Below are 24,959 nucleotides of genomic sequence, written 5' to 3'. Positions count from 1 at the left end.
GTCTCACTCCGAGGCCGGTGGCTCGGGCCGCGTAGGGTCAGCCGTCCGCGAGCGCGGGTCCGGGGCGGTTCGCGGCGCCCCGCGCCGTTGTCCGCCGGGCCCGGGCAGCAGGGCCAGGACGGATGTGGCGGTGGCGAGTGCGAGCAGCGCCCGGGTGACGGTGAACGTGCCGCTGAGGAACAGGGGCAGCGCGACGAGCACCGCCATCGACACGCTGACCGTCACGGCCAGGACGCCCGTCTCCAGCACCGCCGTGCGGTCCGTCGCGCGCACCGTGCCCGACCGGGCCCACCGAGAGGCCGCCAGGCCGGGGCAGACGAGCAGGAACGCCGTCGTCACCACGATGCGCAGGACCAGGGCGTCCGACAGGAAGGTGACCACCGCCAAGGCCACCCAGCCGGACAGCGCGAGCCCCCAGCGCAGGGAGGTCATGGTCCCGTTCCGCTCCTCGCGCCCTGGTACCGGTAGACCACCGCGTCCTTGCTGCGGTAGACGGGGATGTAGTCCCGGGTCTTCGACAGGGCCGAGTCCATGCGCCGCATGGTGTCGGCGGGCAGGACCCCCCTCTGGTAGATGTCGGCGGCCTGAGCCCGGCTCAGGATGATGAAGGCGGGCTGTTGGGGGGTGGCCCGCTGGACGAACCCCGCCAGGCCCTTCACCGGATCCTCCACCAGGCGCCGCCGGTCACCGATGTCCTGCTCGTCCAACTGCACCTGGGCGTTCTCGTCGTAGCGCAGATACAGGCCGGGCACGGCCGACGTGAGAGAGACGATCGTGGACCCGGGAGGAGAGGTGGCCGCGACGAAGCGCCCGGCCGCCACCTCGTCCTTCGCGAAGTAGTTCGCCGATTCCTTGCCGTAGTAGCCGAACACGAGTCCCGCGAGCAGGGCGAGCAGCAAGGGATAGACGGCCGCCACATGAAGGCGCGGCCCCCTGCCCCGATCGAGGAGAAGGGCGGCGATCAGGAGCGAGGCCGCGGGCAGCGCGAAGAGATAGGCGCGAAAGATCATCTCTCCGCCGTAGGCATTCGCCGCCAGGACCGGCAGCGGAGCCGCGACGAGCAGGGGCAGGCCGGTGCGGCGGACCCAGGGGCGGGCCAGGAAAGCGACGGCCGCCAGCAGGAAGACCGCGGCGGACAGGCCCCGGTCGACCCAGGCCACCACGACATGACCCGGGGCCGCGGTGCCGAGGGCGGCCAGCCCGGAGACGACGTTGGTGTCGGGTTTCAGCAGCGCGCCCAGGAAGTCGTTCAGGTTTTCCGAGATGTAGGGGCGAGCGATGGTGGCGTCCCAGACCGCGGTCAGCACCACCGTACTGGCCAGAACAGGCAGTACGACCCGTCGGTTGCGCCGCGGTAGCGACAGCACCACCAGTGCGCTGATCAGCAGGAGCGGCGTCAGCGGGTGTGAGGAGACGATGACGGCCGCGATCACCACGACCAGCACGAACCGGCCGACGGGCCATCGGTCTGTGCGGGCGTCGGCCGCACCGTACAGCACCGAGGTGGGCAACTGCCCCATGACCAGGGCGATCACCGTCACGAAGAGCAGGAACGCGAAGGCCTGGGGGGCGAAGTAGTCCTGCCCCACCCAGGAGCACGAGTAGTAGACCCACGCCGCCCCCCAGATCAGCCGGCGGTCACGTGTCACCGTCCGGTAGAGCAGCAGCAGGGGAGCGAGCAGTACGGCGTTGAAGACGGGCGGGGTCCAGATCGCGTAGCCGAGCGCCGAGTCCAGACCGGTGGCCTGCAGGAAGAACGCGTTGAGGTCGAAGAATCCGGGCCACTGGTTGTAGATGGCGAGCTTGTCGGCGTGGGGCACCTCGCCGTGGTGGCGGATCACCGCGTCGACGACCGCGACGTGCTTCCACGCCCAGCTGTAGCGCAGGGTGGGGTAGAGCAGTGTGGGCGTCGCGTGGATGACCGCGACCAGTCCCAGAACGTAGCCCGCGAACCATCCACCGGCGGTTCGTCGGTCGGCCAGCGCGAGGCAGAAGCCGAAGGTGAGCAGGCCGAGGGCGACCCAGAACAGCACCGGCAGCACCTGCAGCAGGCCGTAGTCGCGCATCTCGACGAGGCGCACATGGCGCAGGGACAGCAGCCAGAGGACGAGGGCCGCGGGAAGAACGAGGCGTGCCGCCCACTGGCGTGCCGTGGTCCGGTCGGGGAGATGACGCTCACCGGCGGCGGAACCCGGCCACCGCGCCACGGCGTTGGTGAGGGACGCCACGCGCCCGCTTGTCAGCGTCTGGAGCTTGCCCATGAAGCGGTCTCCCGGGGAACCGCTGCGCCTACGGCGTTCCTCGTGACGCGGGACGCCGGTTCCTCGACAGGACCCACGACTCTCCCGTCACGGCCGACAGGGGCGCTGACTCGACGCATGTGGCACCTTCCGGATCCGGCCTGTCGGTCTCCCGCCCCGGCGAACGGCCATCAGTGACACCGGCCGGCGGCACTTCCGCTCGTCGGTCCACATCGATGTTCGATCTCGACCGACAAGAGGTATTAGTAACGATTGTGATGGTATCTACGATCGCTGCAAGTGGCAGCTCGTGGCGATCACGCACAGCACGCGCCGACACGGTGCCCGGAGGGAGAGCGGTGAAGCCACGAGGAAGGGGCGCACGGCCGAGGCCGGGACGTCTCCGGACAAGAGGGCTCGTCGCCTGCGCGGCCGTGATGGCGACGCTCCTGAGCGCAGCGGGCTGTGACCATTCATCGGCTGGAGCCCGGATTCCCCGTCCGGACCACATCGTCGTGGTGATCGAGGAGAACCAGTCGTACGACGCCATCATCGGAAGCGCGGATGCCCCGTACCTCAACCAACTGGCCCGGCGGGGCGCCTCGCTCACCCAGTTCTACGCCCTCACCCATCCGGGCCAGCCCAACTACCTGGCGCTCTTCTCGGGCTCCTTCCTGGGGGTCAGCGACGATTCCTGCCCGCACACGCTCACGTCGCGGAATCTCGGCTCTCAACTCCTCCAGGCCGATGAGACCTTCGTGGGCTATGCGCAGAGCATGCCCCGTGTCGGCTTCACCGGCTGCGCCGACGGTGCCTACGTGCGCCGACACAACCCGTGGGTGAACTTCAACAATCTTCCCGCCTCCGGCAACCGCCCGTGGACCGACTTCCCTCGCGACTTCGGGGATCTGCCGACGGTTGCGTTCGTCGTCCCGGACCTCGACCACGACATGCACGACGGCGGCGTGCGGCAGGCGGACACCTGGCTGCGGAACAGTCTCGGCGCATACGCCGACTGGGCCATGACCCACAACAGCCTGCTGGTCGTCACCTGGGACGAGGACGATGGGGAAGGGCCCAATCGTGTCCCCACCATCCTGGTGGGTGAGCATGTCCAGCGAGGCGACCACGCCCAACCGAACAATCAGTACGGACTGCTGCGCATGCTCCTGGACGCGTACGACCTCAAGCCCCTCCACCACAGCGCCGACGTGGAACCCGTCGATGTGTGGGGCGACGACTGAAACGAGGAAGCCTCAGGGGTCCTGAAACCGGATCAGGCGCTTGACGGCCGTCCGCAGCCGCCGCTCGGCCGCCGAGACGGGAAGTCTTTCCCGGAGATAGCGCGGGGAGGAGAAACTCTCCGCTCCGAACCCCGCCTTGAACGTGGCGAGGGAGGAGTCCGGGGCGGACTCTCCCATGTCGAACGTCCGGCAGGCCGCCGCGCACGCGTCCTCGATCGCCAGCCGGTACAGCAGGGGGACGGCGTGGACCGGATGGGCCAGTTCCCGATCCATGGCACTGCGCCACAGCTTGGCGTGACGACCATGGCGCAGGACGACACACGCCCCGGCGGGCTCCCCGGCGCGCCAGGCCATCCAGATCGCGCACCCCTCCCCGAACCGGGCAGCCACCTCTTCCAGTCGGCGCACGGGGAACTCTCGCGTCCTGCGCCAGCGGGCCAACGCCAGCGGCTCATGCTGCTGTTCGGCCCAGCGCACGATCGACTTCTGGTACAGGTGGTAGAAGGCGGGGACGAGCCGGCCGGTGCGATCCACCTCGACCTCGACGTCCGAGCGCTCGGCATGGCGGACCTCCCGCCGCACATGACGTCTGAAGCGGCGCTCCCAGACGGTGCCGAAGCCGCCGTCGAGGTCAACCATCTGGGTCATGTGGGGCTCGGGACGGAAGCCGCGTGCGGCGTTCGCCCATACGGCCTGGTCCGTCGGCCGCAACCGCACACCGACCCGGAGCGCGCGCAGTCGCGCGAGATCGGCGAAGACCGCGCGTGCCTCCGCCGGACTCACGCTTTCCGGGCACACCGGTCCTCCGATGCCCCAATCGGCCGGCCAGGACTCCTCCGCGCCCAGGATCTGCGGGCGATGCCTTCTGCCGACAAGGGGGAGTACGAGCCGATGGCCTCGCTCGAACTCGTAGAGGCGGCTCGCGTCCCGGTACGGCCCCGCGGCGCACAGGCAGTCCAGCCAGAGCGGAGTCTGGGAAGGATTGGTGTCCGGGTCCCTGTCCGCCAACTCCCACCAGACGTCACGTGGAGCCGGTGTGGTGATGTGCGCGAAGCCGGCCGGTGTGTTGATCAGGAGCTCAGCAGGTGCGTTCACGGGCCTCTCCTGCCGGACGTACGGGCCCCGCGAGGACGATGCTCGCGGATCGAGGACCCGCGTGCCCATGTCCGATGCTAGGCGGGGCACCCGAGCCGAGCATCTCGGTGGGATCGGGCGTCACTCGTCCTTGAAACCGATGAGACGCTTCGCCGCACTCCGCAAGGCCTGATCGATCGAAGTCAGGGGAAGCACTTCCCTGCGGTAGCCGAACGATGCGTAGCCGCGAGCGCCGAGCCGCTCCTTGAAGATGCTGACAGAGGAACCGGGCACCGAGTCGCCCATGTGGTAGAAGCGGCAACCAGCCGCACAGGCATCCTCGATGGCGAGCTTGTGCAGCAGTGTGGTGGCACGACTCGGACCAGCCAGTTCTTTGACCATGCCGCTCCGCCAGTACTTCGCGTGAGGCCCTTGGCGGAGCACCATGATGGCCGCCGCGGGCTGACCTTGGTACGAGGCCAGCCACACGGTGCAGCACTCGGCGAACGTCTCGGCGACGGTCTGGAACTTGTGCAGCGGGTCGATCCGATGCCTGCGCCAGCGAGCGAGTGCCAGCGGCTCGTTCTGCTGTTGCGCCCAACGAGCGATCGAGTGTTGGTAGAGCGCGTAGAAGGCGGGTACCAGGCGCCCGGTGTGGTCGACCTCCACGTCGACCCCTGCTTTCTCGCCCTTGCGTACGGCGGTTCTGACCGCTCCTTTGAACCTCCGCCCCCAGACGTCACCGAAGCCGCCGCCGAGGTCCAGGACGTACGTCGTGTGACGCAAGGTGGTGAAGTCGGACGGCACCGCTGACACCCACGCCGGGTCGACGCTCGGCCCGAACCGCACGGACACGCGATTCGCGGGAAGGCGGGCCAGATCCCCGAAGACGGCGCGCACTTGCTTCGGGTCGGGCGCCTCGGCGGCGACAGGGGCTCCGATGCCCCACTCCGAAGGCCAGGCGTCCTGGGCGATCAGATGGGCGGGCCAACCGCGTCGGCGGGCCAGCGGCACGATGATCTCGCCGGCATGGTCGAATGCGTAAAGGCGACTCGCATCCTCATAGGGGTCGGTCGCGCAAATGCAGTCCAACCAGCCCGGGGTCTGCGTAATCAGCGCCTCGTCGCTCCCGTCGACCAAGAGCTGCCATTTGTCGCGAGGCGCCGGACTCGTCACGTCGAGATGACCCCCGGTCGACGAGGTTCGCGGGCCCGAAAAACGCATGACGCTACTTCCTTACGCGTCGCGAACGGTAGGCGTTTTGAACCTTCACTGATTCAAGGGTGCTCTATCAGCCATCAGGCCGCATCTCGGTCTCTCTCATTCGACGTCACATGGTGGAGCGCCAGAGCGAAAGGTATTATTTCTGTCGAAATGCCAATACCGCGACCTTGATTATCGCCAGTCGACAGAGGTGCCTGTGGACCAATTGGGCGGAACTCAGACCTCCACGCGCATGGTGCGCCTCCATCAGCGATTCCCGTCGCTTCAGGTGATGCGCGGCGCGCGGCGCAGGCTCGACGACGCGATCGATCTGATCCGCCTGAAGCTCGATGCGCTGCCCGACGGCATCTACCAGCCGGTCCCGGGCATACGCGTGCGGAAGGCCAAGCGATCCGTCGGTACCGGGTCACGATGGGCGGCGATGGAGCCGGTTGTCGAGCGGCTCGGAGTCGAGAGCGCGCTGGATGTGGGCGCCAATGTCGGCTACTTCCCGATCAAGCTCGCCATGCGCGGGATACCCTCCGTCGCTCTGGAGTCTGATCCGAAATGTGTTCGGACAGCGACGACCGCCGTGCGACGGAACCAGCTGGACAACGTGGCGGTGATGGATCTAGAGCTTCGCCCTGACACGCTCCGCCTTCTGCCGACGGCCGACTGCACCCTCCTGCTGTCCCTCTGGCATCACCTGGTGCGGGAGCTGGGTCTCGACGCCGCCACTCACCTGCTTCGAGGGCTCTGGACCCGGACCGGCAAGGTGATGTTCTTCGACAGCGGCGAGGACGAGATGCCCGAGTCGTTCGGACTGCCGCCCATGGTGCCGACGCCTGACGCCTGGCTCACGGAGTACCTGCGGAAGAGCTGCACCGGCGGGCGAGTCGAACACCTCGGCCGGCACCGGGCCTTCGACGCCGACGGTCTCCCCACGGACCGGGCGCTGTTCGCCGTGATCCGGGAAGCGCCGCATGCGCGGTAGGAGGCGTTGACCGCTCCGATCAGGCAGGCCGCACTCCTCGCCGCTTGCCCGGCAGGCCCGCTGATCCGGTGTCAGTTCCGGGTCGGCGGCGGCCGGGTTCTTGTCCTCGGCGAGATGAGATGGGTCAGCTGTCGACGCCGCACCCCTCGGCTCGTGGACAGCTCCAAGCGGATGTGTCGGCCCGCCCGGTGCTACGGCGAGGTGGGCAGGTGCGGGGAGCGGAGCACGAGCAGGGTGATCTCGCTGGGGGCGAAGACGCGGAACGGCGGGCCCCAGAAGCCGGTGCCGCTGCTGGTGTAGAGGAGGGTGCGGGCGCCGTGGTGGCTGAGGCCGGCGACGGCGGGCTGGTCGATGCGGACCAGATGGTGGAAGGGCCAGATCTGGCCGCCGTGGGTGTGGCCGGAGAGCTGGAGGTCGACGCCGTCGGCTGCCGCCCGGTCGACGAACTTGGGCTGGTGCGCCAAGAGCAGGACGGGGAGGTCGGGGTCGGCGCCGTTCAAAGCTCCGGCGAGGTGGGCGCGGTGGCCTGCCAGGCCGGAGGACTCGGCGGTGACGTCGTCCACGCCGGCGACCACGAGGGTGTCGCCTCCGCGTTCGAGCAGCAGATGGCGGTTGCGCAGCGGTTCCCAGCCCAGCTCGTCCATCAGGTCGACCCAGCCCTGGGCCTCGCTGTAGTACTCGTGGTTGCCCGTGACGTAGACACGGGCCCGGGTGGCCCGCACGGTACCGAGTGGGGCGGCCTGGGCGCGGCGGCGTTCGGCCGTGCCGTCCGCGATGTCGCCGGTGTGGCAGACCAGGTCGGCTTCCAGAGTGTTCACCGTCTCGCACACCCGTGCCGACCAGCGGGCGCGATCGAGTGGGCCGTAGTGGGTGTCGGTGATGAGGGCGACGCGGAGGCCGTCCAACCCGGCACCCAGCCGCGGGAGTCGCACGTCGAGCCGACGCACGCGTGGCACGCGGCGGGCTTCGGCGTACCCCCAGGCGAGGAGTACGGCGGTTACGCCGAGGACGGCCCAGGTGACGATTCGGGCCCGGTCCTGACTCTCGCCGACGCCGGCCGCGGTCAGGGCGAGCCGCAAGAGGACGCCGAGCAGAACCGACCAGGTGAACAGAACCCAGCTGATGCCCAGCAGGGTGTCACCGACGATCGCCGCGCGGTCCTGCTGACGGCGGCCGTGGCCGCGCACCATCGCGAGCGGCATACCGATGAGGCCGAGGGCGAACAGGGCGCTGCCGACCAGCGCGACGGGCAGCGACCAGTGCTGGCCGGTGTGCAGGAGCACCCAGCAGGGCACGGCCCACAGCAGGACAGGGGCGATCAGGGGGATGTGGCGCATCAGGCGGTGCAGTCGGCTCTGCCGCGGCGCTTGCGCCTCACTGTCGGCGGGTCGGGTGTCGCTGGTGTTGGTCACGCTTCCCCTCTCTGGCACTGGATCGTCGGTGGCCAATCCGGCTCTTCGTGCCCCACCGAGTCCGCGGGGGATCTTACTCTGGCAAAGGGAACTGAGTTAGGCAGCAGAGATCAAGAAGCGTCCTTCTCCGGTGAAGTCCGGACAGCCGTGAGGCATCGCGTTGGCCGCGGAGTGGCTCCCATGTCGGTTGCCTGGAGGTCAACCAAGCCTCCAGGCAACCGACATCGGACCCCTAGAAGAAGCCCAGCTTCTTCGGCGAGTACGACACCAGGAGATTCTTCGTCTGCTGGTGGTACAGACTCGATACCCCGTTGACCAGCGGAACGGTGGATGTTGAGGTCCTGGGAACGGTGTTGGCCCGCATATGGTCCGGATCTCCGGAAGTGGAGCCGAGCGGCGTCGCAGTTCCCCTGCTCTGGCGACAGCACGGCGAATGGTGTGGGACTCTCCGCCTCCGGTGAAGGCTTGAAGGGTGTGAGGGCAGCGAGAAGATCTCCGTTGCTCGCGCGGAGAGGACATCACGACGCCCGGCAACGTCGCGGACTACGACGGCTTACCTCCGCTCGCGCGGAGAGGACGATGACGGTGCCGTAGGTGCCGGTACGGAGGGCGGCTTACCTCCGCTCGAGCGGGGGTGACCCCGCAGGGCGCTGCGCCCCTTCAAGCGCCGCTTCCCCCAGGGGCGACGCTCGGAACTGGACCTGGACGCGACCGTCCGCGACTACTGCCGCACCGGCGAGCTCACCCCGGTGCTGGGCCCCAGCCCCGAGCCCTGGTTCGAACTGCTGCTCGTCGTCGACGCATCGCTCACCATGGCCGTCTGGCAGAACACCAACTCGGAGTTCGCCACCCTCCTGGCCGGACTGGGCGCGTTCCGACGCGTCCGGACGTGGAGCCTGAGGCCGGGCACTGATCCAGTGGTCACCGACCACCAGGACAGGCGGGTCGCCCCCGGGCAGGCCGTTTCCGCCGACGGCAGACGCCTGGTGTTGGTGCTCTCCGGCTGCGTGGCGCCCGGCTGGAGGCGACCGGAAACATGGCAGTTGCTACGCCGTTGGGGAACGAAAGGCCCCGTCGCGCTGCTCAACCCGCTCCCCGGGCGCCTGTGGCACCGCACCGGCCTCGACCTCCCCGCGATCCGCGTTGGACAGCGACGGCCCGCCCTTAGGAACGCCGACCTGACCTTTCACGTCCCCCTGCTGCTCCGTACTCTGCCCGGCGCCGAGGACGCGGACTGGCAGGCGTTGCCCACGCTCACGTTCTCGCCGCATTCCCTCGCCCGCTGGGCGGACACCTTCATGCGCGGATCGCCCCACGGGCACGACGCGGTCCTGGTCCCCGGCACCGGCATCGTGCCCAGCCCCTTTCCGACGCCGAATGCCGCGCGACACACGGGCCCCGACCCCACGGAGATGTTCCTGCGCACGGGGTCGCCCTCGGCCGTACGGCTGGCCGCCCTGTGCAGCCCGTTTCGCAGGCTGAGCCTCCCGCTCATGCACCTGGTCCGTCAGCAGCTCCTTCCCGAGGCGTGCGTCGGCGATCTGGCCGAGCTGCTGACGAGCCCCGGCGTGACCGTCGAGGCGCACGAGGACGGGCCACCGGTCATCGTCTTCGACGATGCGACACGCGAGCGGCTCGCCTCCCGCCTCAGCCGCCGGGACGCCTGGCACACGTATGACGCTCTCAGCAGGCCCATCGCCGCCAGGGCACCCGGCGGCGTGGAGGACATCCAGGCGACCGCGACGTTCGAGCCGGACTCGGTCCCGCCCGCGCTGTACCCCTTCGCGCGTGCGTCCAACGAGTTGCTGACATTACTGCGGGAAGGCGGACCGGTGCGGCCCGCACTGCTGCCGGGAATTTCGGAGTTCCCCGTGTTACAGCCCGACCCGGACCCGGGTCAGCGCCTGCCCGACCCGGCACAGAGCACCGCGCTGCTTATCGGCGTTTCCCGTTATCCGAGAGGCGACTCGTTGCCTGGCGTGAACGCCGATCTTGAGGAGATGCGGTCCTATCTCACCTCGCCGGAAGGCTGGAACCTGCCGGCCGACCGCTGCGTATCGCTTGTCGACCCCCGCAGGGCGAGCGAGGTCCTCGAAGAGATCATGCGGGCGGGCGACACGGCCGACACCGTGCTGCTCTACTTCGGCGGGCACGGGTCGGTTGACCTCAGGGGCCAGGCCACGTGGCGTCTCTCGGGAGAAGGAGTCGATGAGTGGCATACCTCCGGGAGGCTGGAGTTCCTCGACGTCGCACGGGTCCTCGATGAGTCGAGGGCTCGTCACGCCATGCTGATCCTCGACCACGACGGGGGCGCGGAGGCTACCCGGGCCATGCGCCGTGACCTGCATGAAGGGGTCGGGCAAGTAGTCTCGAGAGCACAGGTGTTGTCCGTAGGAAGTGCACGGGGCGCCTTGAACAGGGGACCGCTGACGCAACAGCTCCGGAGGGTCACGAGCCAGGGAGTGCCAAGAGGTCCCGAGTTCCTGGACCTGTCCGCCATGGTCAGGGCCTTGAGCGGGCTCGATACATGGTCGCGCTCCCAGTTCGTTCTCTTCGGTGGGGGTCGTTCAGCCCCAGCCTTCGCGCGCAATCGGGCCTGGAAACCCCAGGTGTCCTCGACCGGGCTCCACGAAGACGAGGGCGTCGGCGCCACCGAGCCGGTCGACCCCATGTACGAGTCGGTCCAGCACCAACTTCAGGCGGCTCTTCCTCGCACCTACCAAGGCGTGTACCGGAGAGAGGCGAACCGTCTTCTGCGCGCGCTACTCGCCTTCGCGGAGAGTTTCATCGACGGAGGCCAGCAGGCCGACAGCGAGATGACACTGGTCGACGAGGTTCAGGACTTCCTCGCCGATCGGGGGATCATCACCGAACGCGAGGTGCCTCGCGACGATCAACGTGTGGATGTCGTCTGGTCTTCAGAAGCCGGCCTGTTCGAAATCCACACAACGCAGGACGGAGCCGCTCGCCATTGGAACGTCGAACCCTCGGTCAGCTTCGAACTCGTGCTGGATCGAGAGGGGCGGGCCTGGATGTCCGATCTCGTCGACTGTGTCACCGCGGATACCTCAGAGACCTTCCCCGGTAATGAGAAATCGTGTCTTGTGATCATGTACCTGCCTGTCCCGCTGCACCGCGTCCACGACCCCGAGGCAGCCGTCGACGAGGCTGAGCCCGAGACGGCGGATGCGCCCTGGGGTCTGAGGTGGTTCACCCGCAATGCCCTGTCGTACGCGGTGGATTCGGCCTGTGAGCGACTCCTTGGCGAAGCCGTCGCGGACGAGTTCGCCGACGACGTCATGGACGGCGTCTGGACGCTGAACGGGGTGGCGCTACCACCCGGTCTCACGGACGTGACGATCCAGGACGTCACTCCGGACACCCAGTCGATCGTCTGGGACACCGTGGAGGAGTACGAGGAAGGCTTGGTTCTCGGGCAGGTGACGGTGGACGTCCGACTCATTCTCGAAGGCCTCATGCACAACCGCGACTATGACCTCGCCCTGCCCGAAGTGGTGCTGCTGAACAGGGTCAACGATCATATGGTGGAGGTGCATGTGGAGCGGAGCGCACAACTGGTCTTCGACGCCCGGCGGGAATCGGAGGATGTCGAGCTGGAGTTCCGCGGCACGAACGCTCCCGAGCCCAACCCGCACGACCTCAGGTGACATTCGAGCCCGGCCGGTGCCGCCGCCCAGCTGGCAGGGCCAGCGTTGTTTCCGTCTTGCGGCGCAACGCTTGCGGCAGGTGCCGTCCACGGACTCACATGATCATGAACCGGGCGTCAAGGAACTCGCAGAGACCCTGCCGCAGGGCCGGTCGGGAAAGTATTCCCTTCGGAAGCATGGCATTTGAGGGCTCGGTTTCGCGGGGCTGGCGGGAACAGTGCGGCGTGCCGGGCCAGCAGATTTTCCAGCACGTGCCCCAGTGGCGGACTGCTTCCGTGAGTTGAAAAGGAGCTGCCGGTATTTGATGAGGCAGCACGCTGCGGTTATGTGAACCGGGACATCTGATTGAGGGTATTGGGCGCCCCGGCATCGATTCTGCTCCGCTCACGCCTGAGAGCTTGCATAAATCCATATCGACTCGGGTCAAACCGGACGCAAGCGTCATTCTTCGTGAACCGCTTGACGAGGCCGCTGCATTTTCCATCTGACGGTCTTTTATGCGAAGATGATTGTCGCCTGGGGCCCACTGATGCCTCTTTGGGAGCCGCAAGCAAAGTGCGGTGAGCTGCGCGTCCCAGTGTTCGAAACCGGACAAATTTCCGTCATTGAATGTTCACTTGTTGCAAAAGGGACTTAGGGTCGTATGCAGGAAAAGGCCTCGCCAGATGCGCCGCCGGGCGATCGGTGCTCATCGCCTCTGGATCCGTCAGCACCTGCAAGAGCCGGAGACGAGAATGCAACGCACGTGACGGGTCGCGGCCGTACCGGGATCGCATGCCTGTGGAGGGTGTCTGCCTATCTGGTGGTGGCGGCGCTGTGCGCGCTGGTGGCTTACCTGTTCTGGGTTATCACCATGATGGGCGGTGGCTGGTATCTCCTCATCGGTGCTTTCGTCTTGTGCGCACCCCTTCCTACGCTGCACCTGATCACGCGGATTCAGAACAAGCGGCATTGACGTGCTTGCGGCACAGAATTCCGCCGCAATCATCACCGCCGCCTCGTCTCGCTCTCCGCGTTTCTCTCAACCAGGCCGCAAGCGGAGCAGGGCCGTCTGCCGATCCTGTCAGCATACGGTCGGCCAGCGAGGAGCTGTAGTAGATAGGCGGGGTATTTAGCCGGGTAATTTCCTTAGGGGCCGGTCTTTCCGAATGGAGAGGCCGGTCCTTTTTTTTGGCCCTTCCTCTCCGGGCCTGGACGGATCATCTCTCAGGGGAGAACGAGACCCGGGTGCCGAGTGCAAGATGCCCGGCCCATGTGCCATGGGCGACTAAGCCTGCAGGCAGGGGACCAACTGCGTGTCGAGGTGACACTTGCGTCACCTTGCAGTCACCTCGCCCGTGCGAAAATCGCGTGAATCGACGATGTTCAGGTCCAGCCGCGGGGAAGGCGGCCGGGTAAGGCGACGGCTCATCCGGCTCATTAGAACCTCACCGAAGCTCGCCAGGGTTTCGCAGTCGTGAGCCACCCGACGTTCGTGCACCAGCGATGGCTGCGCTTGACGATAGCCAGAATGAGCCACGCCTTTCTCTCGCGCCCAACAGGCAAGACTGCCCGCGCCGCATCTCATACCCGACGGATACCGGACCGCCCAAACAGGCCGGCCGGCTGCGTTCCGTACGCAAACGAGGGGGAATCACGCGATCGGGCACCGGAGTTCACGCCGGCCGCCGCGACTGCATACGACGGCGACAACAGGGCCTCCTGGCACTACTCGGGTTGCTTCGCAGCTCCGAGCCGCCAAGAGGCCCTGCCTTCATTCACCTACCGGGAAAGGCCACCCGGGCGGGAAACCCCTTCCGCAGACACGTTCCATGATCGGTTGAGATACGGACTGTCAGCCGATGGTGACCCTCTTCTGCCAGTAGTCATTGGCAGGGACCACTTCGGTTCCGGATCCGGTGAGGGCGGTCTTTCCGCCCGCGTGGAAGCGGACGGAGCCGTCCGGGCGTACGGACCAGATGTCAGGGATGCCGTCCTTGTTGACATCGGGTGTGCCGAACAGGAACGGCACACTGCTGCTGAACCAGCCGGAGGCACCGTATTCGGTGTCGCTGCCGCCGGATGAGTCGGCGCCGGAGGCCAGTGAGTTGAGGTCGACGCCGCCGTCCGGTGAGCTGATGCCCTTACGGAGCATGAGGCGCCCGGTCGCGTCGGTTCGGTAGACGAGGTCAGCGATGCCGTCGCCGGAGACGTCCAGGGCAAGGACGAGGTCGCGGTCCTTCCACGCCGAAGCGGACAGGCGGATGACCTGGTCGACGGTGGCACCGTGGTAGCCGGTGAAGGCCCACAGCTCGTCATCAGTTCCCGCACTGTTCCTGACAGTGGCGAAAAAGTCGGTGCGGCCGTCGCCGGTGACATCACCTGCGGCCACGATCTGGGTAAAGGAGGCGGGGCTCGGTGCGCCTGAGGGCAGGAGGATCTCTCGGCGCTTGTCGATGTTGACAGCGCCATAGCCGTCTCCGGGGTAGACCCAGAGCCTGCCCTCGGTCCGGACGATGAGGTCCTGCAGACCGTCGCCGCCGTAGATATCGCCGTTGTGCGTGATCAGTGCGCCCTTGAAGTGGCCGCCTGGCGCGGCGATGTTCGGGGGCAGGTCGTCGCCGTTGGGATCCTTGTCCGGGTTGGCCCGGTAGGCGCCGGGCATCGAGTAGTCGAGGTCTCCGGTGCCCTTGGCCAGGTCGTCTTTGTTGGCCTGGGAGGGGTAGAGGGAAAGGTTGCCGGCCTCGGTGACCGCCATGAGGTCCGGTAGCTGGTCGCCGGTGAAGTCGCCGGGCTTGTCGGCCTGGTCGCGCGGGGTGACGTAGAAGAAGTACTTGGTCGGCTCAGAGACGTTGTCGGCGCTGTCGACGGTACGGACGTACAGCACGTTGGGTCCCGCAGTGGGAGGTTTGGCGTTGGTGATGGTTGCGCTGACGCTGGTGGCGGTGCCGGGGGTACGGCTGACACTGCCGGTGTAGCTGGCTGAGTTGAACCCGTACTCGTAGCGCTTCACGTCGGTGTTGAGCGCGCGCATGGTGAAGGAGCCGGCCGTTCCAAACTTCTTGGCGGACCAGATGGCGTCCTCAGAACCGCTGCCGAAGCCGTTCTCGCTGGCGTCCGCGTTGGGGAAGTCGGTGGAAGTGATCTTGGGCGGGTGGGGGGCGGTAGTGTCGAGCACGAACCGGCAGGGGGTCGTGGCCGGGTACCAGTTGGAGGTGGAGGCGGCGTCGTCGACGGCTCTCACTCGCCAGGAGTACGTGGCCCCGCTCTTGAGTCCGCTGGTGGGAAACGTCTTGGTCGTTTTCAGAGCTGCGCCGGTGTCAGGGCCTACGGAAACCTTCCCCGTCGCCTTCAGAAGGTCGCCGGTGGAATCCCACTTTTTTGTCTCCCACAGGTCGAAGTCGAGGTAGTCGAGGTTCTTGTCCTTGTCGGCGGCCTTGGCGGTGAACGTGAGATCGCCGGAACCCATCCGGACGTACGGCTTGGTGGTGGTGCACTTGCCGTCCGGGCCGAGGTCAAGGGAGTTGGACGTAATCGTGGGCTTGCGGTTGTAGACCAGCTCGAGGACGGGTGCGAAGTCCATGTCGGCCTGGAACTTCTTCCATGCGTACTGAGCATTTTCGTCACGGGCCCGCATGCCGAAGGTGATGCCTTCCTCGCCCCTGTCTGCTGCCTTCTGAGCTCCCTTCTTGACGTCGAACGTCTCGAAGGCATCGCGGCAGCCAGCCTTGTACCCGTGTGCGAAGCTCTTGGTGGCAAGCTTGTTGCCGTCGTGGAGTTTTGGTGCGTTCTTCCAGTTGGTGTGGGAGTTGACCTCACTGGTGAGGTGGACGCTCATGGAGCGGTCCTGACAGGACCAGGAGTAGGTCTCCAGCACCCTCAGCTTCGCTTTGGTGATCTTCGTGCCCTTGAGGTCCTTGTCGAAGGTGATGTTGAAGTAGGAGCGGGAGGTGCCCCAGGTGTCGGACTCGAAGCCGACGCGGGCCTCGTGGCTGCCGCCCTTGTTGAATCCTCTGCCGTTGTAGAAGGTGGCGTTGGGGAATCGGTTGTAGGCGGTGGTCCAGTTCTGGGTGTGCTTCTTGACCGACGGGTCAATGAACACCGGGTAGGTCGTGGCTGAGTCGGCGAGGAAGCCCTGGTCCGGCGTGAGCGTCCACTGGCCGGCGGACAGATCGGCTTCGACGATGTCGCCGCGCGAGTCGGGTGAGGGCCCATCCAGTGAGGCCAGGCTCAGCGTTGCGGCGGATCCGGTCTGCGTAGGCGCGGGCGTCGGCTCGGCAGGTGCGGACGGCAGCGCGGAGTCAGAAGCCGTCGGTTCAGGGCCGTCAGTGGCCGACGGCAATGCCTCGACGTCGGCGTCCTTCTGCTCGTCGGATTCAGTTTCCTCCTCCTCGGACGGGCTGGGTGTGTCCGAGGGGGACGTGTCGGCGGAGTCGGTGGGATTCGGGGACTCGGCCTGTGTGGGCTGCGCGGTGGCGCCGACGGTGCCGTCGGTGACGGCCGGCTGCCCGCTGTTGTCCCACATCAGAGGTGTCGGGGAGACGGCGACTTCTTCTCCGTAGGCATTCTCCGCACTCACGATCCCGGAGACAGGGTCGAGCCGGAAGGTCAGGTCCGCGGAGTGCAGGCCATAGGCGAGCTGCTGCACGTGAGGGTCGGAGGCGGCCTGACGGTTCTTCAGGACGATCACCTGCCCGAAGCCGTCGTCATCGGCGGTCAGTACAAGGTCAGCGCCCGGGAAGATCTCCGGGTACAGGGCGCGGTTGCCGTCGATGACCGGGGCCGGGATCGCGCCGGGCCAGGTGAGCTGGATGCTGTGGTCACCGCCGCCGACGTACAGCGTGATCAGTGGAGTTCCGGTGTCGGCTGCTGCGTTCAGCAGAGAGACTCGTCGCACGGATGAGCGGGAGGCATGCTGCTTGTCATCGCTGTGGGAGCTGTCCTTCGAACCGGCGGAGAATATCATCCGCGTGTTCGTGGCCTTCGGTTCCCAGCCGGCTTTGGTCTGATGCAGGCCAGGGTCGATCTTCTTCCATTCACCGCCGACCTTGGCCTGGAACGGAGAGGAGTGCAGCTGCTTCTCCATCAGCCCGTCGGGACGGGCCCAGGTGCTCGATCGTGCTGTTCGCGCCGCAGTCACCTCGACGCTCTTGCCCGTCTTGGCGGCCTGCGCCACCGCGGCGGACTCAGTAACCGTCTTGGACTGACGCCCGGCGCCGCCTGCGCCGTCCCCGTTGTCGCCGTCCAGCCGGAATCCGGCGTAGACGATGCCGCTGGTCGCCACTGCGGTCGCGAGCAACGCTGCGCCGACCCGACGGTCGGTCGGGCGAAGCCAGTTGCGCGTCATCAGACGAGGTTCCCTTCCCCAGAATGCCACCGGCCATGAACTTCCGCTTCCTGGTATGGGAGCGGATCCCCTGATGACAAGGGGCATGCCGACGCGAGCCGATGATGACTCATGGAGAGGCTGTCGTCACGGTGCGGAAAAAGGGTGGGGAACGCGCGAGCGAGTTCGAGGAGTAGGAGCTTTCCAACGCGGGCGGGTGCTTTTGCAGGTGAAGCGGGCCCTGGCTCACGTGAAGTAATCGCCTGTATCTGCGGCAATTATGACAAAGAGTCAAGCGACTCATGCGCTTAGCTGCTGACTGGAGTCACTGGTCATGAATGTGGCTAATGTCGGATTCATGGGAGCTTTACTTGATCGTGAATATTTGACTGGTGTTGTGCTGTTACGGTGTGTGATCATGCTCACGCCAAAAGAAATGATCTAGCGCTTCTTCACAGTAGGGCCACAGAATCTGACGGTCTGCCAAATTGTCACGCGTGGTCCGTCACCGGTCCCGCCTCGAATGGTCCGGGGGGATCTCGTCGTGTTCGGCCGTCTTCCGCACGCCCGTCGTCGCATGGCCCGCGCTGCCATACCGACCGTGGCTGGCGCATTGCTGGTGGCATTGCTGCCCACTCAGTCACTGGCGCTGCCGCCTGACCCTGATCCCTCGCACGACGAGGCCGGCAGGCAAGCGGTGGAACTTGAACAGCTGGAGAACGAGGAGCCCATTCCGGGCATGAAGTCCTCCCGTGATCTCGACACCCTCAAAGCCGATATCCCTGAGGACCTGCTCACCGCACCAACAGGTACAACAACCGCACCGTCCAACCTGACGGGCACGGTGAGCTTCGGCTCGGCCTCGGCCCCGGCGTCTTTGCGCACCATCACCTCCGCCGGGCAGACAGCCATGTCGCCCGTCGGGAATCTGCCCGTCAGCCTCGGCCAGGCTCCCGACCAGCCGGCCCCCACCGGCACCTGGCAGGTGACCATTCCCGACCGCACGTCCGCTGTCAGCCAAGGTGTTGACGGGGCAGTTTTGAAGGTGCAGGGACCGGCTACCGGGGCCGTCCCGGTCAACGTAAAGCTCGACTACTCCGACTTCGAGAGTCTTTACGGCGCCGACTGGGCTACCCGCTTGCACTTCGTGCAGTTTCCCGAGTGCTACCTGACCACGCCGGACGACGAGGCGTGTCAGGCATACGAGGAGCTGGAAACCACCAACGACACGGCGGCGAAGTCGATCACGGCCACCGTCGACCCGGCAGCGCAGGGCATCACCTCGACCGTGGGCAAGCCCTCACCGGCATCGCGTTCGGGAGCTGCCCCGGCGGCGTACCACGCTTCAACTTCGGCAACTCCTGTGGCTGCCAGCACTACTGCGGTTGTCGGCGCTGTCGACTCCGGTGCCGGCAGCGGCGGAACTTTCAAGGCGACGCCCTTGGCATCCGACGGAAAATGGGAAGCCGGAGGCTCCTCAGGAGCTTTCTCTTGGTCATACCCATTGACGATCCCCACAGCACCCGCCGGTCCGGCCCCGAAGATCTCCTTCAACTACAGTTCCCAGACCGTAGACGGCCGCACCGCGATCTCGTCACCGCAGGCGTCATGGATCGGTGAAGGCTGGAACTACGAGCCTGGTCACATCGAGCGCGGCTACCGTTCCTGCCAGGAGGACCGGAAGGCGTTCAAGGCAGGTACCCCCAACAATGCAGCCAAGAAAGACAAGACGTCCGACCAGTGCTGGGTGTCGTACAACGCGGTGATGTCGCTGAGCGGCAAAACCACCGAGCTGGTCCGCGACGCCGGCTCCGGCAGCGACCCGGACAAAGACACTGAGCTCTACCGCCCCCAGCAGGACGACGGCACCCGCGTCCAGCATCGCGTCGGCGGGACCAACAGCGACAACAACGGCGAGTACTGGGTCGTCACGACCACAGACGGTACGCAGTACTACTACGGCCTGAACAGCGTGGGCGGCGGCCACGCCAACACGAACTCGGTCTCCACCACACCGGTGTTCGGCAATCACCCGGGAGAGCCGTGCCACGCCGAAGCCTTCGCCGACTCCCGCTGCGGCGCCGGGAAACAGCAGGCCTGGCGCTGGGGCCTGGACAAGGTGGTCGACGTCCACGGCAACACGATGATCGTCAACTGGAACCAGGAGACGAACTACTACGCCGTTCGCAAGAAATTCAAGTCTCCCGAGAAGTATGACCGTTACGCCTACCCGGCCTCCATCGAGTACGGCATGAGACCCGACAGCCTCAACAAGCCGTCCGCAACGGTCGAGTTCGGTGTCAAGCAGCGCTGCCTGAAGTCGACCACCTCCTGCGACCCCGCCAACTTCGCCAAGACCGACGACCCGGGCGCATACCGCCCCTGGTGGGATACGCCCGGCAACCTCAACTGCAAGTCCACGTCCAAGATGTGCCCGGCGTTCCCATCCTTCTGGACCCAGCTGCGCCTGGACACGGTGACCACGAAGGCTGCCCGTGCAGGACAGACCGGCCTCGGCCCGGTCGACACCTACACGCTCCACCAGTCCTTTCCTGAGGACTGGTACGACACCGCACCTGGCCTGTGGCTCAACTCGATAACGCGTACCGGCTACGGCCCCGGAGACACCACAGGCACTCTCCAGTCCAAAGACGGCATCAGTTTCGGGCACTACACCGTGGGATCGGCCTCCCCACTGCACGCCCGGCTGAAGGACAGACAACTGCCGAATCTCGTCCTCACGGGCAAGAGCGACCAGCGGCCCGGATTCACCCGGCCCCGCATCGGCGTGGTCTCCACCGAACACGGCGGTGACATCGAGGTCGAGTACACCGGAGGCTGCGCGAGCGAGCCCACCGAAGACAAGGGCAAGGCCAACAGCACCTGCTACCCGGTGCGCTGGTCACCCGACGGCGACGAGAAGACCCCGGCCAAGACGTGGTTCAACAAATACGTCGTGGCTTCCGTCACCGAGAACGACAAGGTCACCTCGCACGGCAAACCCGTCATCACCACCTACCAGTACTCGGGCCCGTCCTGGGCCACAAGCGACGACGAGTTCACGCGTCCAGCCCTGCGCACCTTCAGCGACTGGCGAGGATACCGACAGGTCAAGTCACTCAAGGGCAGCAAGTCGGCTTCTGAGCAAGGCGACGTGAACTCCCAATCGATGTCTGTCACCCGCTACTTCCTAGGAAACGGCGGCGAGGTCAAGGACTCCAAGGGCGAGCGCATCCTGCTCCCCGACGACGCTCCCCAGTACGCCGGCATGACCGCAGAGACGATCACCTACCGAGACTCCGACGGCCAGGTCCTCCGGCGCACCCTGAACTTCCCGCGGTCCAAGCAGACCGCCTCCCGACCGCGTGAAAACGAGGACGGCACCGCAGGCGAACCACTGCTGGCCTTCCACACAGACGTCAAACAGACGGACGAGATCCAGTCCCTGGACGACAACGGCTGGCAAGCCCTGCGCACCCTCACACAAGTGGACGACACCTACGGCCTGCCGATCCAGGTGGAGACGGCAGTCGTCAAACCCAACGGCTCCAACGAGACGCTTTCCAACCAGACCTGCACCAAGACGTCGTACGTGCACAACACCTCAGCCTGGCTGATCGGACTGCCCAAGGAAGAGCGGACAACCGCCACCTCCTGCGCCGGCTACGCCGACGCCGACCCGGCCACCCAGCTCAAGGCGGCGATGCAGACCAGCTACGACAAGCTGGCCTTCGGCGCAACTCCGACAAAGGGCTCAGCCACTTCGGTCGCCGAGATCGACGCCACCGGCACGTCCTACTCCAGCGTCACCACCACCACGTTCGACGACCTCGGCCGTGTCCGCACCATCACCCACCCCGGCGTCGGCCCCACCGAGACGCAGTACACGCCCGAGGCAGGCGGCCCAGTCACCTCGACCAAGACGATCAACGCCGCAGGCCAGGCCACCACAACCACGTTCGATCCCGGACGCAGCCTGCCGCTGACCGTGACCGACCCCAACGGCCGAATATCCCGGAGCGAGTACGACTCTCTGGGCCGTCTGGTGAAGGGCTGGTCCCCGTCCCGCTCCTCGGGCGGCAAGTCCCCGAACGTCACCATTGACTATCAACCAGCCATTGCCACATCCAGTGAGAACCGACCAGCGTCCGCAACGGTCAGCACACTCAAGGACGACGGCTCCTACGCCCGCGACGTCACCCTGTACGACGGTCTGATGCGCGAGATCCAAAAGCAGTCCGAGGCCCACGGTCCAGGCCGGATCATCGTAGACACCGACTATGACGATCACGGTCTGCCGCGCGAGCGGACCGGTGCCTACCTGGCGAAGGGTGAGCCCGGGACAGAACTCTTCGCTCCCCGGTCGAAGTCACTGATCCCTAGTTCGGTCAGGCACCGCTACGACGGCCTGGAACGCGAGATCCGCTCGTCTGTCTACCACGACGGCGACTACCAGTACGCGACGTACACCTCATACAGCTGGACCAGCACGTACGTCGACCCGGCAGGCTCGACGCTCCCCAAGACGCGCACCAACTACGACGCCCTCGGCCGGGTCACGTCGGTCAAGCACTACTCCCAGAACGCCGAAGACTCAAGCGCGGGGAGCACGACCACATACGAGTACGACACCCGCGGCAACCAGAACAAGGTCACCGACCCCGCCGGCAATGTCTGGTCGTACGTGTACGACGCTCGCGGACGCATCAAATCCACAAGTGACCCTGACACCGGCACCACCGACACCTGGTACGACTCCGCGGACCAGCCAAACCGAGTCAAAAACGCGCTCGGAAAGGAAACCTTCACCCATTACGACGCCCTCGGGCGTATCACCGACGTACGGCTGGGCTCCGCAACCGCCACCCCCATCAAGGAATACACCTACGACGACGCGCCCGGCGGAATCGGCCAGCCCTCAAGCTCCAAGCGGCACACCGACGACGGCGACTATGTCGACAAGATCACCGGCTATGACGCCGAGTACAACGTCACCGGCACTCAGACGGACATCCCGCCCAACCCGATGACGACGGGGCTCGCCGGCACATACGCCTACTCCTACACCTACACGCCGACAGGCAAGCCGCAGTCGGTCACCCTGCCAGCCGTCGGCGGACTCGCACAGGAAAAGGTCGTCACCCGCTACAACACCGACGGACTGGCGGAGTCGACGTCAGGACTGACCTGGTACACAGCCGATGCCACCTACTCGCCCTACGGCGAGACATTGCGAACCGTGTCCGGCAACCAGCCCTACCGCCTCTGGACGACGAACTTCGTCGACCCCCACACGGGCCGTCTCCAGCGCACCGTCGCCGACCGCGAGACCGACAGCCCGCACCGCATCACCGACAGCTACTACTCCTACGACGTCTCCGGCACGATCACCTCCAACGCCCGACAACTCAGCGAGGCGACGGGCAACACCTGGGACACCCAGTGCTTCACCTACGACGCCATCGGCGAGCTGACGCACGCCTGGACATCGAACATCGCACCGGATGGTAAGGGAACCGGCTGCAAAGCCTCGAACGGCACGATCTGGGGACCCCGCACCGACTACGCCACAGCGTCCGGCCCAGTAACTGACGCCCCGGACGAAGCCACAGATACATCCACCCCAGACCCGGCGCTGAGCTCCTCGCTCTCAGCCGCAGCCCCGGACACGACGACGGTATCCACTGGTACGACGGCCTACCGCCAGTCGTACATGTTCGACTGGCTCGGCAACCGGGCGAAGATGACCGAGCACAACACGGCTGACGCGACGAAGGACGTCACATACACCTACGGATACGGCAAGACGGTTGCCGCAACCGGCACCACGCCGGCATACAAGGCCCAGCCGCATACAGCAACAGCCATCAGCTCCAGCCCGTCCGGCAAAGGCAGCGTCTACACCTACGACGCCACCGGCAACACCACTGTCCGGGATCTCTCCGCCACCACACAGAACCTGATCTGGACAGCGGAAAGCAAGCTCGACTCCCTCACCGACGACGGCAAGAAGACAACCTACGTCTACGACGCCGAAGGCAACCGCCTACTGGAGAACTCACCCACGGGCACGACCCTGTACCTGGGCGAAACCGAGCTGACAACCGACACCACCGGCACAATCACCCGAGCCTCCCGCTCCTACGCCCAAGCCGGCGCACCCACGGTGGTCCGAACCACCACCAACGCAGCGGCGACGGGCCACAAACTCAGCGTCCTTCTCGCCGACCAGCTCGGTACAACCAACACAACGGTCGAACTGTCAAACGGCCAAACGGTCACCCGGCGCGCCTTCAAGCCGTACGGCGAACTCCGCGGTCCGAAACCGTCGAGCTGGCCCATCAAGCGCGGCTACCTGGGTGTCGGCATCGAGGACACGGCCACCGGACTGACCCACCTAGGCGCCCGCGAATACGACCAGACCTCGGGCCGCTTCCTCTCCGCCGACCCGGTTGTCGACATCACCGACCCGCTCCAGATGAACGGGTACGCGTACAGCAGCAACAGCCCCATCAGCAATAGCGACCCCAGCGGGCTCTGCGCAGACCTCGACTGTCCCACCCGTTCATCGCCTGACCATGAGAACAGGACGCCCACACACCCGGCCTCTTCCGGACCGCCGAGATATTCACAGAACTATCAAGCGGCACTGAATGCTGGCAACGTATACCCGGCCTCCTTCACCAATACGCACTTCGAAATCTACCCTGGCGTCTTTGTCGACAAAAGTTGGAAGAATGCCAGCCGATTTGGCGACCGGTTCAACCGGGAGGTCGACAACTGGTGCCGAGACTTTGGTGACACATGCCTTCTCGGGGATGACAGCGAGCATATTGGCCAGAACATTCTGACCCATCTTAAATTCCTCACCTGCATGCGAATGGGACATGACAGCGGGTGTAGGGGTCAGGTAACTCCTCTCGGTGCAGCTGCCATGATCGCCATGACAGGCATGGAGGGGCCGGGAGGGCTATCCGGCGCAAGGCCGGGAGGGGTTTCCGGTACAGGGAAGAAGGGTTCATCCTATTCAAGTTCGAAAATGGTCGCAGGATGCAATTGCTTCCTTGCTGGCACCGAAGTCTTGACGGCGGACGGGACAGTCAAAAATATCGAGGACGTCGAACTCGGTGACCGCGTCAAGGCAACTGACCCGGAGACCGGGAAGAAGAAGTCCCGTAAAGTGACCCGACTCATCCGAACGGAGGGAGACAAGTACTTCAATGAATTGTCCATTGCCACGCTGGACGGCATCGAGAAGCTCACGGCGACTCATGAGCACCCGTTCTGGTCCCCGTCCGAGCGTGACTGGATCAAAGCGGGCGCCCTCAAGGCGGGGATGACCCTGCTCACCGATGACGGAAGCGTCGTCATCGTCACACGAAACCACTCATTCACCAGGCATGCGCAGACGTACAATCTGACGGTTGAGGACGTTCACACGTACTATGTGTTGGCTGGCTCTACGCCCGTACTCGTTCATAATAGTAATTGCGTGAGCCCACATGAACTGGAGCGTACCGAATCGCTCGGCGGTTCCGCCTCTCGCCAGCGGGTTGACGAGATTGCTGAGAGCATGGCAAATAATGGCTGGATTGGAGATCCTATCGAGGTCTTCGAATACAATAATCGCCGCTACGTGATCAATGGGCACCATCGCGTTGCCGCCGCCAAGAAGGCGGGGATAAATGTGCAATATCGCTCAATCTCCCTAGACGAGGTCAAGGCGTATGGGTACAGAGATGCAGATCAAGTGATCTGGTCCGCGATAGAGGTTGGCCGAGACTTTCCTGGAGATTCCAGAAGGGGGCGGAGGGGATAG

General features: G+C 65.8%; 12 protein-coding genes. 5 read left to right on the top strand and 7 right to left on the bottom strand.

Annotated features, from left to right (window positions below; translation table 11 throughout):
• Positions 1 to 3: 3 nt before the first annotated feature.
• Together ACFWBT_RS01240 and ACFWBT_RS01235 are read right to left on the bottom strand one after the other, a co-directional pair.
• Positions 4 to 432, bottom strand: a complete 429-nt coding sequence (locus tag ACFWBT_RS01240; RefSeq protein WP_385694319.1) for a hypothetical protein — start codon at positions 430 to 432, stop codon at positions 4 to 6.
• Positions 429 to 2,261, bottom strand: a complete 1,833-nt coding sequence (locus ACFWBT_RS01235) for a glycosyltransferase (protein ID WP_385694318.1) — start codon at positions 2,259 to 2,261, stop codon at positions 429 to 431. Before ACFWBT_RS01235 ends, ACFWBT_RS01240 begins: the two co-directional genes overlap by 4 nt.
• Before the next feature lie 494 nt (positions 2,262 to 2,755).
• Here ACFWBT_RS01235 and ACFWBT_RS01230 point away from each other — a divergent pair, with 494 nt between their 5' ends.
• A complete protein-coding gene (locus ACFWBT_RS01230; RefSeq protein WP_385694315.1) occupies positions 2,756 to 3,484 on the top strand; it encodes an alkaline phosphatase family protein in 729 nt (242 codons plus the stop codon).
• 12 nt (positions 3,485 to 3,496) lie between these two features.
• On the opposite strand, the gene ACFWBT_RS01225 is transcribed toward ACFWBT_RS01230, so the two are convergent.
• Positions 3,497 to 4,579: a GNAT family N-acetyltransferase gene (locus tag ACFWBT_RS01225; RefSeq protein WP_385694312.1), complete on the bottom strand. Its 1,083-nt coding sequence runs from the start codon at positions 4,577 to 4,579 to the stop codon at positions 3,497 to 3,499.
• Positions 4,580 to 4,699: 120 nt separating this feature from the next.
• Positions 4,700 to 5,782: a GNAT family N-acetyltransferase gene (locus ACFWBT_RS01220; RefSeq protein ID WP_385694310.1), complete on the bottom strand. Its 1,083-nt coding sequence runs from the start codon at positions 5,780 to 5,782 to the stop codon at positions 4,700 to 4,702.
• 232 nt (positions 5,783 to 6,014) lie between these two features.
• Here ACFWBT_RS01220 and ACFWBT_RS01215 point away from each other — a divergent pair, with 232 nt between their 5' ends.
• Positions 6,015 to 6,755: a hypothetical protein gene (locus tag ACFWBT_RS01215; protein WP_385694307.1), complete on the top strand. Its 741-nt coding sequence runs from the start codon at positions 6,015 to 6,017 to the stop codon at positions 6,753 to 6,755.
• A 191-nt stretch (positions 6,756 to 6,946) separates the two neighbouring features.
• On the opposite strand, the gene ACFWBT_RS01210 is transcribed toward ACFWBT_RS01215, so the two are convergent.
• A complete protein-coding gene (locus ACFWBT_RS01210) occupies positions 6,947 to 8,167 on the bottom strand; it encodes a metallophosphoesterase (RefSeq protein ID WP_385694305.1) in 1,221 nt (406 codons plus the stop codon).
• Positions 8,168 to 8,399: 232 nt separating this feature from the next.
• A complete protein-coding gene (locus ACFWBT_RS01205; protein ID WP_385694303.1) occupies positions 8,400 to 8,531 on the bottom strand; it encodes a hypothetical protein in 132 nt (43 codons plus the stop codon).
• A gap of 286 nt (positions 8,532 to 8,817) precedes the next feature.
• On the opposite strand from ACFWBT_RS01205, the gene ACFWBT_RS01200 reads away from it, so the two are divergent.
• Together ACFWBT_RS01200 and ACFWBT_RS01195 are read left to right on the top strand one after the other, a co-directional pair.
• Entirely contained in the window at positions 8,818 to 11,835 is a 3,018-nt protein-coding gene (locus tag ACFWBT_RS01200) for an SAV_2336 N-terminal domain-related protein (RefSeq protein ID WP_385694339.1), read from the top strand.
• A 787-nt stretch (positions 11,836 to 12,622) separates the two neighbouring features.
• The gene (locus ACFWBT_RS01195) at positions 12,623 to 12,790 is read left to right on the top strand and encodes a hypothetical protein (RefSeq protein ID WP_385694301.1); all 168 of its coding nucleotides are present in this window, start codon (positions 12,623 to 12,625) and stop codon (positions 12,788 to 12,790) included.
• An 879-nt stretch (positions 12,791 to 13,669) separates the two neighbouring features.
• Here the strand turns inward: ACFWBT_RS01195 and ACFWBT_RS01190 are convergent.
• A complete protein-coding gene (locus ACFWBT_RS01190) occupies positions 13,670 to 17,161 on the bottom strand; it encodes an FG-GAP-like repeat-containing protein (protein ID WP_385694299.1) in 3,492 nt (1,163 codons plus the stop codon).
• A gap of 556 nt (positions 17,162 to 17,717) precedes the next feature.
• On the opposite strand from ACFWBT_RS01190, the gene ACFWBT_RS01185 reads away from it, so the two are divergent.
• Positions 17,718 to 24,959: a polymorphic toxin-type HINT domain-containing protein gene (locus tag ACFWBT_RS01185; protein WP_385694336.1), complete on the top strand. Its 7,242-nt coding sequence runs from the start codon at positions 17,718 to 17,720 to the stop codon at positions 24,957 to 24,959.

Origin of the sequence: Streptomyces sp. NPDC060027, assembly GCF_042737005.1 — a bacterium.
GTDB lineage: Bacteria > Actinomycetota > Actinomycetes > Streptomycetales > Streptomycetaceae > Streptomyces.
This window is presented reverse-complemented; position numbering and strand designations above follow the sequence as displayed.

Bases quoted from the DNA above. Each gene is read 5' to 3' on its own strand.
- ACFWBT_RS01235 (WP_385694318.1), bottom strand. From the start codon at position 2,261: ATGGGCAAGCTCCAGACGCTGACAAGCGGGCGCGTGGCGTCCCTCACC.
- ACFWBT_RS01185 (WP_385694336.1), top strand. From the start codon at position 17,718: ATGGCCCGCGCTGCCATACCGACCGTGGCTGGCGCATTGCTGGTGGCA.
- ACFWBT_RS01220 (WP_385694310.1), bottom strand. From the start codon at position 5,782: ATGCGTTTTTCGGGCCCGCGAACCTCGTCGACCGGGGGTCATCTCGAC.
- ACFWBT_RS01240 (WP_385694319.1), bottom strand. From the start codon at position 432: ATGACCTCCCTGCGCTGGGGGCTCGCGCTGTCCGGCTGGGTGGCCTTG.
- ACFWBT_RS01215 (WP_385694307.1), top strand. From the start codon at position 6,015: ATGGTGCGCCTCCATCAGCGATTCCCGTCGCTTCAGGTGATGCGCGGC.
- ACFWBT_RS01205 (WP_385694303.1), bottom strand. From the start codon at position 8,531: ATGCGGGCCAACACCGTTCCCAGGACCTCAACATCCACCGTTCCGCTG.
- ACFWBT_RS01190 (WP_385694299.1), bottom strand. From the start codon at position 17,161: ATGACGCGCAACTGGCTTCGCCCGACCGACCGTCGGGTCGGCGCAGCG.